Raw genomic sequence first — 11,209 nt, forward strand, 5'->3', positions numbered from 1 at the left:
CGGTTCCAGCGCCGCATTGAGCGGTAGCACCCTGACCGTGACCTCGGACTTCAAACTGTCGATCTCGTCGGACAACACCGCCTTCAACTCGAACGCCACACTGACCACGAGCGGCACGGACTCCGGCTTTGCGACCGACAGCTCAATCGATGCTGCGCTCACCAAGTTGAAATCCGCACAGGACACCTTGCGGTCTCAGGCGTCCACCTTCGGTACCAACCTTTCTATTGTTGAAAACCGTCAGGACTTCACGCAGTCCCTGATCAACACCCTGGAAGAAGGTGCCGGCAAGTTGACCCTGGCAGACACCAACGAGGAAGGTGCGAACCTGCTGGCGCTCCAAACCCAGCAGTCCCTCGCCTCCACCTCACTGTCCCTGGCGGCCCAGGCGGACCAGAACGTGCTGCGGCTCTTCTGATCCGGGGACACATCACAGGAATCGAAAGGCGGGCTTCGGCCCGCCTTTTTTGATTCTTGACCGGCCGCCCTGCGGAACCTTTCCCGTTTTCTGGCATTTTTTGCTCGCGCGTTCAAAGGGTTAACCCCTCGTTAACCCTAAAATGCGATGCAATTAACCAATGATTAGGGTTAACAGGAGATGATCCTAATCAACCTGCTCAGGACGAGCAGAAGAATTTGTGACCCAGGAAAGGGATAATCAGATGCAGGACATTACCCTGTCAGCTGCTGTGCGGCAAAACCTCCTCACCCTTCAGTCCACTGCCGACCTCATGTCCGGTGTCCAGAACAAGCTGGCGACCGGCCTCAAGGTCAACTCCGCTCTGGACAATCCGAATTCCTTCTTCACCGCTTCGGGCCTGAACTCCCGCGCCAGTGACCTGAGCAATCTGCTGGACGACATGGGTCAGTCCCTGCAGACCATCAAGGCAGCGGACAAGGGCATTCAGACCATCACCGATCTGGTCGAAACCGCCAAGGCGAAAGCCAACCAGGCCCTGCAGACCCAGAGCCAGTATGAGCGCAAGAAATTCGCCGAGCAGTACAACGACCTGCTGGAACAGGTCGAAGACGTCGCCCGCGACAGCTCCTACAAGGGCAAGAACCTGCTCGCCGGCCAGGGCAACGACCTGACGACCATCTTCAACGAAGATTCCACCTCCAAGCTGACGATCGAAGCGGTCGACTACACCGACACCTCTCTTTCTACCGGTTTGAACCTGTCCGATCTTGCTCAGGGTCAGGGTGGTGCGACGTCCTTCACTTTGCAGGGCGGAAAGTCCGTCATCACGCTGCAACAGTCTTCCACGGGCCCGACGCTGAACTCCAGCTCGACGCTGTCGGACGCGAACCTGATCACCGCCGGCACGACAATTACCGCTTATGACACGACAGCGACTGCTGCGGCAGTCGCAGGCAGCACCCTGGCGGTCGCCGGCGCAACGGTTCAGGACCTGATCGACAACCTGAACGGCCTTGCGGGCGTTCGTGCGGAATTTGACGAAACGAACGGTCAGCTCACCATCTATTCCAATGACGACTTTGCCATTTCCACCAGTACTGCTGGCGCGGCCTTTGGCACTGTTTCCGCGACAGCTTTCTCTGCGGACACCGCGAAACTGGTAGATTCGGGTTCCTTTGCAATTGGCGACACGCTGACTCTGACGGACGGCAATGGATACGAGCTTGGCTCGCTGGAAGTTGAGGCAGACACCACCGCTGACGATCTGGAAAACTTCGTCAATGACTTTAACGGCGTCACGGCGTCCTTCGATGCAGGCTCTGGTCTGCTGTCCATTCAGAGTGAAACCGACCTGTCCTTGAAAAGCGACAATGCGGACTTCGCTGCAACCGGTTATACCGCGAGCACGACAGGAATTGCAGTTGCAGCTCTTTCGGACAGCGGTTTCGCGACGGATACGGATATCAACCGCGTCGTCGATCGCCTGAATACGGCCCTTTCGAACCTCAGGTCCCAGGCCTCCGAGTTCGGGACCAACCTCTCTACCGTTGAGATCCGTCAAGATTACACCAAGACGATGATCAATACTCTCCAGGAAGGTGCCGGGCTTTTGACCTTGGCTGATACCAACGAAGAAGGTGCAAATTTGCTGGCCCTGCAGACCCGTCAGCAGCTTGCTTCGACCTCGCTATCCTTCGCGTCGCAGGCGGACCAGACGGTGCTATCCCTCTTCTAATTCAGCTAGAATCAGTCAGACGCACGACTCACAAGCTGACAACCAGATACGGCGGGCCATTGGTCCGCCGTTTTTGTTCGCGAACGGAATACTGTCGCGAGCCGCCTTGAAAAGCAACGCAATTTCAAGGCATTAAAAGAAAGCTTTTGGTAACTTTTATTTATATCGCGTTAATACGTGCATCAGCGATTAACTTTCCATTTAGATTTACGTCAAAGGTGTGCGCTCCTTCTGGTTCGCATTAAGCGCCACCTTGGCAAGTGCTGAATAGGAAAAGCGGTGAAGTCTGATGCCTGATATTGTTCTTTCCAGTGCGGTCCGGGACAATCTCCTGTCGCTGAAGCAAACAGCAGACCTGCAGTCCATTACCCAGACACGGCTCGCGACCGGTCTTAAGGTCAACACGGCGCTCGACAACCCGAACTCGTATTTTACGGCACAGTCCCTGAACGACCGGGCGAGCGATCTTGCAAACCTGCTGGACAACATGGGCCAGGCCGTTCAGACGATCCGCGCTGCCGACAAGGGCATCACGTCCATCACCAAGCTGGTGGAATCGGCCAAGGCGATCGCCAACCAGGCACTTCAGACTTCCAGTGAATATGAGCGCAAGCTGTTCACCAAGCAGTACAACGACCTGCTCGTGCAGATTGAGGACATGGCTCGGGACTCCGGCTACAAGGGCAAGAACCTCCTGGCGGGCGCGGGCAACGAACTCGAGGTCATCTTCAACGAGGACTCCACGTCGAACCTGACGGTCAACCCCGTCGACTTCACCGATACCTCCCTGGATGACGGTCTGAACCTCGACGATCTCGATCCGGGCGGCACCGGCACCTCCTCCTTCAACCTTTTCGGTGGCACGGCAACTCTGAGCCTGACCGGGTTGCAGGCCTCCTCCAACCTGACAGATCTCGGCGCCTGGTCGAATGGCGACGTTATTTCGATTACCGACAGTTCCGGGACAACGAACCTGACGGTCGGGACAGACATCACCACCGTTCAGGACTACGTGGACGCGCTCAACAACCTGAACGGCGTTCATGCAAACTTCGACGAGGCGACGGACTCGATCAAGATCACATCAGGTCTCGACAACACCATTTCGATTGCAAAGGATGCCTCGGGCGGCGGCACGGCCACCAATGGCGGGGCCTCCGCGACGGGAACGACCACGCTCAGCGTGGCGCCGCTTACCGCCGGTTCAACTCTGATCACGTCCGGCGGTTTCCAGGCCGGCGACACGATCACGATCACGGACGGGACCGGATTCGAACCCGCCTCGCTTGAGATCGACGCCGAGACCACGGTCAGCGATCTGGTCAGTTTCATGAACAACGTCAAAGGCCTGGATGCCACTTTTTCCGGTGGCAGCATCAGCCTCATCGGCGAAGTCTCGTTTGATATCAACAGCAGCAATTCCGACTTCAACCGAATGACGCTCGGCAGCACAACGGGGACCGTGGCGCTTTCCGCGGCTGCATCGGAATTCAAGACCGATACAGATATCGACAGAACGCTTCAGGCGATCAACGCCGCACTCGACGAGCTTCGAAATGCTGCACGGTCGATGGGCACTTCGCTTTCCACGGTTGAGATCAGGACGGATTTCACTCAAAATCTGATCAATACCCTCGAAGTCGGCGCCGGCAACCTGACCATCGCCGACATGAACGAAGAAGGCGCGAACATGCTTGCCCTCCAGACGCGGCAGCAGCTCTCGTCCACCGCCCTTTCCCTGGCGAACCAGGCGGATCAGAGCGTTCTGAGCCTGTTCGGTTAACAGCGAAAGTGAAGATCATTAAAGTACCGGCCTTGCCCGTTAACCAATTGGTTAACGAATCGAGTCGATACTCAAATGTGGAGGTCACGGAATGGCGCTCAAGGTCGAGCTGAAACCGGGCGAACGGATTATCATTGGCGACAGTGTCATCACCAATGACAATCAGCGGACTCGCCTCTTTATCGAAGGCCAGGCTCCCATTCTGAGAGAAAAGGACATTCTCACGCCGGCCACCGCGGATACACCAGCCAAGAGGGTCTATCTGGCCGTCCAGCTGATGTACCTGTCAACGGATTTGGAGAGGATTCAGGAGAGTTACTTCACCCTCGTCAATGACATAGTGAAGGCCGCGCCGAGTACGATCCCGTATGTTACCAGGATTAGTAACGCCATTCTAACCGGCGCCTTCTATAAAGCACTGAAAGAAGCACGAAAGCTCATCGAATACGAAGGGACGCTGATCGGTCATGTACAAACAGGCAGCGCAGGCTTACCAGAAAACAAGCCAGGTGGCGGTGTCACCGAGGGAGCTGGAAGCGAATCTGCTGATGAAAGCCGCAGCCCGGCTTCAGCTGATCAAGGATGAATGGCAGGAGGCGTCGCTTGCCGAGAAGGACGACGCGCTCGTATACAATCGCAAACTGTGGAGCATTCTTGTAACGTCGGCCACCAGCGAAGAAAGCCAGTTGCCGCAGGACATCAAGAACAACATTGCCTCCCTGGGCGTCTTCGTTTTCAAGCAGACCATTTCGGTGATGACCACCGATGACGAAAACAAGCTCAATTCACTGATCAGCATCAACCGGTCCATCGCTCAAGGCCTCAGGGCGCAGCCGGCCGGGGAATAATACCTCCCCGCTTTATCAGAAATTCAAAAGGCCGGTGCGCGACGCGCACCGGCCTTTTCATTTCGTTCGAGTGAACGGAGCACCGGGCATCACCCCGGCCCAACCGCCCTTCCAGAGGTTCAGAGATAATCGGCCAGCGACAGGTTGAAAACGATGGACGAGGCCCGGTATGAGACTTCGATATTGTTCTTAAGAGTAAGAATTTCCGCGGCCAGCTGGTCCTGGTCGACCCCCTCGATTTCCGCGATTGTCCCTTCGTAGCTGTTCTTCATCTGAAGATGGCGGTCGCTCGTCAGCGACACTGTCCGGTGCGTGATCGCAATATCGGTGGCAATGTCGACAATCCCGGACTGGTCGACACCGGGCGGCTGCAAAATCGACCTCAGTTCGCGGGACAAGGCATTGTAATATTCCTCGTCAGTCTGGGTCCCGGCCGAGAAATCCGCAGCGACGAATGTCGCCAGCGACTTCACCAGTTCCATCAAGGGCTCCTCATTCGCCCTCACGCCGTAGTTCACCGTCAGGTTGTTGTCGACGACGGCATTCTTGTCTGTCCTGGGATCCGAAGTCGCGGTGTTGCGGCCGGAATACCAGTCCATTGTCGTTGTCCCGCCTCCGGTCAAGGCGATTGCGGTATCAAATGGCGGCCCGTCCACACGCTGCGGTTCGTTGCCGCCAAAGGTATTGAAGAACTCGGAAGCCGCCCAGGTGTCGGAGGCTGCGCGCAAGGTCGTTGCCGCTTCCTTTCCGATCTCCGCGGCAAGTGCATCGCGAAGGTTCTGCGCTGTCTCTTCCAGATCCGCACCGACCGCGAAGGTTCCGTCCGCCTCAGCGGAGGCGGCTGCCTTCAGTTCGATGGTGACTTTTTGAGTATGCGCCGGCGGCAAGGTCAGTTCGACCTTGATGGTCTCGCCCAGGTTAGGCTGCCCGGTGAACTGGACATCGAAACTGTCAGGATCCGCCCCCAGAGGTCCGGTGATCGCGACATTGCTCAAGGTGGAGGTAACGGCGGAGATGTCGAAACCGAAATCATGGGCACCGTCTTCCGCGATCGTGAACGTCGAGTCCGTTGGAATGGCGCCAGCATAATTGGTCGTGAGGGCGGAAGTCGTTGTCCGGCCCGTATTCGAAGCGCCCAGGTTGGCCTGCGCGAATTCGCTCATGAAGGTTTTCAGTCCATCCTGACCGTCCTTGCCGTTCAGGATGGTATCAATCGACGCAACCGGATCGTTGATGGAATCCGTGCCGCCGAAAATGTAGAAACCTGCCACTTCAGTATTCAGGATATTGAGGGCCTCGTTGAGCAGGAGTTCCGCACGGGACTGTGTCTGCGACTGGCCATCATCCTGAAGAATGAAATCATTGGTATCCAGTGCCGACTTCCCGTCCCGACGAATGTCCTCCAGACGGTCCAGCGACATCGTCATTGTCTGCAGATGCAGATTGGCAATTGAGATCGTCTGCTCGTAGGTTTCGATCATGCTGACTTTTTGCGTCAACTGGATATCGAGCAGTCTGCGGTCTCCGACCTCGCCATAGGTCGTGCCGACCTTGCCCCGCGCAAGTTGCGTGGTCTTCTCAGCCAGCAGGTCGTTCAATTCGCCAAGCTGCCGGGTGAGATAGGTCCGGGAGGTGGTTATCGAAGAAATCGCCATTAATCACCTCACTCGCTAAACGATACTCAGAAGCTCGTCGAAGAGCTCCTTGATGGTTTGCATCACCCTTGCGTTGGCTGCATAGGCGTTTTCGAGCTGAACCATGAAGGCAAGCTCCGCATCGAGGTCGACCGCGTAGGTTTCCTCGTAACGAATGGCCAGGTTCATGGTCATCGTGTCCTTGGATTTCGAGTAGGTCGCAGCGTCATTGGCCTGATTTCCCTGGAAGGCGACCGTATGGTTCACAAAATCCAGAACCGACCCCCGGAAGGGCGTAGAGGAACTGCCGATGCCCGACGCAGGATCAAAATAAGTGCCACTGGCGTTCAATGCGTTGGCAAGGTACTCCGCCCTGGCGGGATCGTTGGTCGTGTTCGGTTCCGGTGTCGTCTGGTAGTTCACGAGCAGCGCGCTGTCGGCGAGGAGGTCCGGGTTGACGCGAATACCGCTTGCATACCCGAGACGCTGGCCGCCACCCTCGAGAGCATCCGTGAACAGATCCGTTCCCGCCCGTTGGTCTACGAAGATCGCAAGGCCGAGCCCCTGGTCGGTATTGGCGGTGACCGTCACATTGGCCGAAAGGCCCTCAACACTGGTCGGCGCGGTGTTGTCGCCGAGGATCCGGAGGTTGCCGGAACCGTCGTTGCTGACTTGCAGGCCGGTGCCGGCGAGTGCTGCCGTGATGTTGGTGATGTAGGTGGCCGTAGAGCCACTGGAGATGTCGACCCCCAATACCGTGTCGTTCGGGTTGGCCGTCGCGGAATTGCCCAGCGGCAGCAGCGAAGGATCGTCGACCGCAACCAGCGTCACTGTCTGAGGTACACCGCTCGTGTCGGTGTATTGCAGTGAAATCGTGTTGCCCGACTGGAGTCCGGAGATATCCAGGTCGAACCCGCTGTCCAGCCCCACCGTCGCGGCGCTGCCTGCAATGGTCACATTCGAAAAGGCCAGCGAAATTTCCGCAGCAATCGTGTCGAGTTGCCGCTGAGCCTCCGGCAGGATGTCGTCCCTGAGTTCCGCGGTCGCCACCATCAGACCGGACTTGGAGGCATCGAGCAGATCATAGGTGGTTCCACCCGGCGTGCGGACGACAACCGTATTCCCCGTTTGTCCCGGCTGGAGGGAATGGCTGGTTTCGAAACTCAGCGTCGAGGCGCGATTGTCGGAATAAAGCTGTTGCCCGTTGGCCGTCTGGATGAACAGCGTGCCATCGCCGGATTTGGAGACCTCGACGTCGAGATAGCCGGAAAGCTGTTCGATCAGGCGATCGCGCTCGTCTTCCATTTCGGCAGTCGAGACCCCGGCCTGAGAGGCGTCCCGGATGGCGCCGTCGATGTCCTCAATGCTCGAAAGCAGCCTGTTCACGCTTTCGGTTTGCTGCGCAAGTGCGTTGTCGGCCTCTTGCCGCAGGTCGGTGATCCGCGCATAGGATCCGTTGAGTTCGCGCGCCAAGGCATCCGCCACGGCCACCACATCGGCCTGCGCCGAGTAGTTGCCCGGATCGTTCATCAGTGTCTGCAGCGACGACGACAGTTGACCGGCAAGAGCAGACAAGCCGTTGCCGCCGATCGTTCCGAACAGGTCGTCAAGCCGGCCAGTGAAGTCGGCGATCTGTTTGGCATAGCTTGTGTCGGCAAGCGAATTGAAATAGTCGGCCTGGATCTGCTCGTTGATGATCCGCCGGACTTCGGTTGCCTCAATCCCTGCGACATTGCCGTTGCCGTCGAAGAAGGCGTTGGCGGAAATCGTCTTTTTTGAATAGCCGGCCGTGTCAGCGTTGGCGATGTTGGACGCGGTCACGTCCAGCTGCCGCTGGTTGTAGGTAATTCCGAAGACCGCGGTGTTCAGGGCACTTGTTAGTCCCATGGCGGTTTCTCCCAGGTTGAACGTTCACTGACCGGTTAAGCCGGCGGAGGCAGCCCCCGCCGGCAGTTTTCAAAAGCGGATTGTTTAGCGGACCATGTTCAGGGCGCTGTCCAGCATTTCGTCCGCGGACGTGACGATCTTCGAGTTCGCCGAGTAGGCCTGCTGCGTGATGATCAGCTTGGAAAACTCGTCCGCGATGTCCGCATTGGAAAGCTCCAGCTTCTTGGCAAGGATCTGCCCGCCGCCGGAAAGGTCGGCTTCACCCGAAGATGACGTGGCAGCAAAGGCGGCCCCGTCGACACGCTTCAGGTTCTGCTCGGCCTCGAAGGTGGCCAGCGGAATTTCGTAAACCGCCCGCTGCTGGTTGTTGGAGTAGCTGGCGATCACACGGCCGGACTCGTCAACGGCGACCGAAGTCAGTTCACCTGCCGGGAAACCGTCCTGATCGAGCGAAACCGAGCTGGCGGTGCCTTCCGGATCGGAATACTGGGTCAGGGAATTGTTGGCGTAGGAGATTTCGACGTTTGTGGCAGTCGTCCCTCCGATCTGCAATGAGGCAAGCGAGAAGCCGTCACCGGTTCCGTTGACCGTGCCGATGGTGCCGGCGGTCAATCCGCTCATCGCGCCACTGCTGTCGAAGGTGATGTCGCCGACATCGTACCAGGAGTTGGTCGCATCGCCGCCCGTACCGATATACATCGTCCAGGTGTCGCTCTGGGGAACACCGGCGTCTTCGTTCAAGATCTTGGCGTAACGCACTTCCACGTTCATCGCCGTACCGTTCTGGTTGTAGATCGTAAGCGATCCGCCGGAGATGGAACTGTCGAGGAAGTCCTGGTTGTTGGCAACCGCAACGTTGCCGGTACCGACCGAGGCATTCAGCAATGCAGTCGCATCGTTCGTGCCATCATAGTCCGTCGTGGCCGGGATGCGCGGCAGGTTGGCCTGATAATCAACGGTTGTCGTCGCGGAAGCCGCCAGCGGTTTGTTCTCGATGCGCACCACGGTCGGATTGTCGCCAATCGGGTTGCCCGTATTCGGATCCAGCGGGAAACCCTGCAGATAGTAGCCGGAGCTGTTGATCAGGTAGCCCTGCTTGTCGCGTTCGAAGTCGCCGCCGCGCGTGTAGAAGGTTTCATCGGCAAAGGTGGTGGACCCATCGACCACATCCGCTGCCTGGGTCACAACGAAGTAGCCTTCGCCGTTGATCGCCATATAGGTGTCCACATCGACCGAGGTGATATCCCCCTGAACCGAGTTCGTGGCGCGCGACGTGGCGAAGGTGGTCCCGGAGACCTGCGAAGCCTGGGTCGAGCCGCCGCCCGAAACCAGATCGGCGAAGGTCGTATCCAGACGTTTGTAGCCGGTCGTCTGCGAGTTTGCGACGTTACCGGAAATATTTTCCAGAGCCGTGGCCTGCGCAGCCAGTCCTGAGACGGCCGAGTTGATAGCCCCATAAATACCCATGTTTGGTCCTCTTGATGAAATGGACACTGCTGACGCGGGCTTGCGCCCATAATCGCCGCTACTCCGCAAAGGGCGTGCCAACTACAAGAGAAGGGAAATAAATATTTAAACTCAACACCTTGCTGAATTGAACAACTTTGCAGCGGAAAAATTCCACCCGGCAAGCCGCGCCGAAACAGGCAAAAACTTCCCCGTCGGACCGGCAAGTCTGTCCCCGTGGCGATGTTACCGCCCCTTCCCCGGATTGGGGACTTGCGCCGCAGGGCCCGGCCTGCCACCTTTCGCTCAACGAAGACAAAACGGACGGCGAAATGCGTTTCGAAGGAACTGAAGACTACATTGCAACGGAAGACCTGCGCGTTGCAGTCAACGCGGCGGTCGCCCTGGAGCGCCCGCTGCTGGTAAAAGGGGAGCCGGGCACCGGCAAGACCGTGCTCGCCGAACAGGTGGCCGCCGCTCTCGGGGCCCCCTTGATCGAGTGGCACGTGAAATCCACCACCAAGGCCCAGCAGGGCCTTTACGAATATGACGCGGTCTCGCGTCTGCGCGACAGCCAGCTGGGAGACGAACGCGTCAAGGACATCAACAACTACATCCGCAAGGGCAAGCTCTGGGAAGCCTTCGACGCTCCGGTCAGGCCGGTGCTGCTGATCGACGAGATCGACAAGGCGGATATCGAGTTTCCCAACGACCTGCTTCTGGAACTCGACCGGATGGAGTTTCACGTCTATGAGACCGGCGAAAGCGTCAAGGCCCGCCAGCGGCCGATCGTGATCATCACGTCCAACAACGAGAAGGATTTGCCCGACGCCTTCCTGCGCCGCTGCTTCTTCCACTTCATCAAGTTCCCGGATGCCGAAACGATGGCGGAAATCGTCGAGGTTCACTTCCCCGGTATCAAGCAGCGACTGCTCAACGAAGCCCTGCGGCTGTTCTTCGATGTCCGCGATGTTCCGGGCTTGAAGAAAAAACCGTCCACATCGGAACTGATCGATTGGATCAAGCTGCTTCTGAACGAGGACATCGACCCGGAAACCCTTCGTCAACAAGATAGTTCCAAACTGATCCCGCCCCTTCATGGTGCCTTGTTGAAAAACGAGCAGGATGTCCATCTCTTCGAGCGGTTGGCCTTCATGGCCCGGCGGGAGCGGACCTGACAGCTTAGGAGATCGTCTTGGCAAGACTGTCGGCAGCCTTGTTTGCCCCTGCACTCGCGGGCCTTGTCCTGTTCGGCCAAACGCCGGTCCCATCGCGGGCGCAGGTTCCGCCTGAAAAAGATGCCGGCTGGCAGAGCGATGTCGGCGGTCTGAGGCATTTTACCGGTCTGCGCTGCCCGGACACGATCGGACCGTTTTTCCGGATCAAGGTCATGAAGGGTGACGCGGTCAGTCTTGCGGGCTGCATCTACACCGGTCGAAACGGCATTACAGCCGT

The 11,209-nt window shown here is 58.0% G+C and carries 9 protein-coding genes and 1 pseudogene; 7 read left to right on the plus strand and 3 right to left on the minus strand.

Features of this window, described 5'->3' with window-relative positions:
- From ACQY7U_RS04090 to flaF, 5 genes are all read left to right on the plus strand, one after another.
- The coding region (locus ACQY7U_RS04090; RefSeq protein ID WP_428642259.1) for a flagellin at positions 1 to 418 on the plus strand (418 nt) is incomplete at its 5' end.
- 244 nt (positions 419 to 662) lie between these two features.
- Positions 663 to 2,156 carry a flagellin gene (locus ACQY7U_RS04095; protein ID WP_428642261.1) on the plus strand — a complete coding sequence of 498 codons (1,494 nt, stop codon included), beginning with the start codon at positions 663 to 665 and terminating at the stop codon, positions 2,154 to 2,156.
- A gap of 289 nt (positions 2,157 to 2,445) precedes the next feature.
- Positions 2,446 to 3,939 carry a flagellin gene (locus ACQY7U_RS04100; protein WP_428642263.1) on the plus strand — a complete coding sequence of 498 codons (1,494 nt, stop codon included), beginning with the start codon at positions 2,446 to 2,448 and terminating at the stop codon, positions 3,937 to 3,939.
- Between the two features lie 91 nt (positions 3,940 to 4,030).
- Positions 4,031 to 4,525, plus strand: a complete 495-nt coding sequence (gene flbT / locus ACQY7U_RS04105; protein WP_428642264.1) for a flagellar biosynthesis repressor FlbT — start codon at positions 4,031 to 4,033, stop codon at positions 4,523 to 4,525.
- On the plus strand, positions 4,407 to 4,787 hold the full coding sequence (flaF, locus tag ACQY7U_RS04110; RefSeq protein WP_428642265.1) for a flagellar biosynthesis regulator FlaF: 381 nt from the start codon (positions 4,407 to 4,409) through the stop codon (positions 4,785 to 4,787). Before flbT ends, flaF begins: the two co-directional genes overlap by 119 nt.
- A gap of 119 nt (positions 4,788 to 4,906) precedes the next feature.
- Here the strand turns inward: flaF and ACQY7U_RS04115 are convergent, their stop codons facing one another.
- The 3 genes from ACQY7U_RS04115 to ACQY7U_RS04125 all read right to left on the minus strand — a co-directional run bounded on the left by ACQY7U_RS04115 (position 4,907) and on the right by ACQY7U_RS04125 (position 9,775).
- Positions 4,907 to 6,442, minus strand: coding sequence for a flagellar protein (locus ACQY7U_RS04115; protein WP_428642268.1), 1,536 nt, complete (start codon positions 6,440 to 6,442; stop codon positions 4,907 to 4,909).
- A 15-nt stretch (positions 6,443 to 6,457) separates the two neighbouring features.
- Positions 6,458 to 8,308 (minus strand): flagellar hook-associated protein FlgK, encoded by a 1,851-nt coding sequence (gene flgK / locus ACQY7U_RS04120; protein ID WP_428642270.1) that lies wholly within the window; start codon positions 8,306 to 8,308, stop codon positions 6,458 to 6,460.
- Between the two features lie 84 nt (positions 8,309 to 8,392).
- Positions 8,393 to 9,775 carry a flagellar hook protein FlgE gene (locus ACQY7U_RS04125; RefSeq protein ID WP_428642272.1) on the minus strand — a complete coding sequence of 461 codons (1,383 nt, stop codon included), beginning with the start codon at positions 9,773 to 9,775 and terminating at the stop codon, positions 8,393 to 8,395.
- A gap of 311 nt (positions 9,776 to 10,086) precedes the next feature.
- Between ACQY7U_RS04125 and ACQY7U_RS04130 the strand changes: the two genes are divergently transcribed.
- Together ACQY7U_RS04130 and ACQY7U_RS04135 are read left to right on the plus strand one after the other, a co-directional pair.
- Complete coding sequence (locus ACQY7U_RS04130) at positions 10,087 to 10,932, plus strand: AAA family ATPase (protein ID WP_428642274.1); 846 nt, start codon at positions 10,087 to 10,089, stop codon at positions 10,930 to 10,932.
- A 17-nt stretch (positions 10,933 to 10,949) separates the two neighbouring features.
- Positions 10,950 to 11,209, plus strand: a pseudogene (locus ACQY7U_RS04135) (hypothetical protein); the annotation flags it as partial.

This window comes from Roseibium sp. (assembly GCF_050301095.1).
Lineage (GTDB): Bacteria > Pseudomonadota > Alphaproteobacteria > Rhizobiales > Stappiaceae > Roseibium.

Coding starts and splice junctions, on each gene's coding strand:
- ACQY7U_RS04095 (WP_428642261.1), top strand. CDS start 663: ATGCAGGACATTACCCTGTCAGCTGCTGTGCGGCAAAACCTCCTCACC.
- ACQY7U_RS04100 (WP_428642263.1), top strand. CDS start 2,446: ATGCCTGATATTGTTCTTTCCAGTGCGGTCCGGGACAATCTCCTGTCG.
- flbT (WP_428642264.1), top strand. CDS start 4,031: ATGGCGCTCAAGGTCGAGCTGAAACCGGGCGAACGGATTATCATTGGC.
- flaF (WP_428642265.1), top strand. CDS start 4,407: ATGTACAAACAGGCAGCGCAGGCTTACCAGAAAACAAGCCAGGTGGCG.
- ACQY7U_RS04115 (WP_428642268.1), bottom strand. CDS start 6,442: ATGGCGATTTCTTCGATAACCACCTCCCGGACCTATCTCACCCGGCAG.
- flgK (WP_428642270.1), bottom strand. CDS start 8,308: ATGGGACTAACAAGTGCCCTGAACACCGCGGTCTTCGGAATTACCTAC.
- ACQY7U_RS04125 (WP_428642272.1), bottom strand. CDS start 9,775: ATGGGTATTTATGGGGCTATCAACTCGGCCGTCTCAGGACTGGCTGCG.
- ACQY7U_RS04130 (WP_428642274.1), top strand. CDS start 10,087: ATGCGTTTCGAAGGAACTGAAGACTACATTGCAACGGAAGACCTGCGC.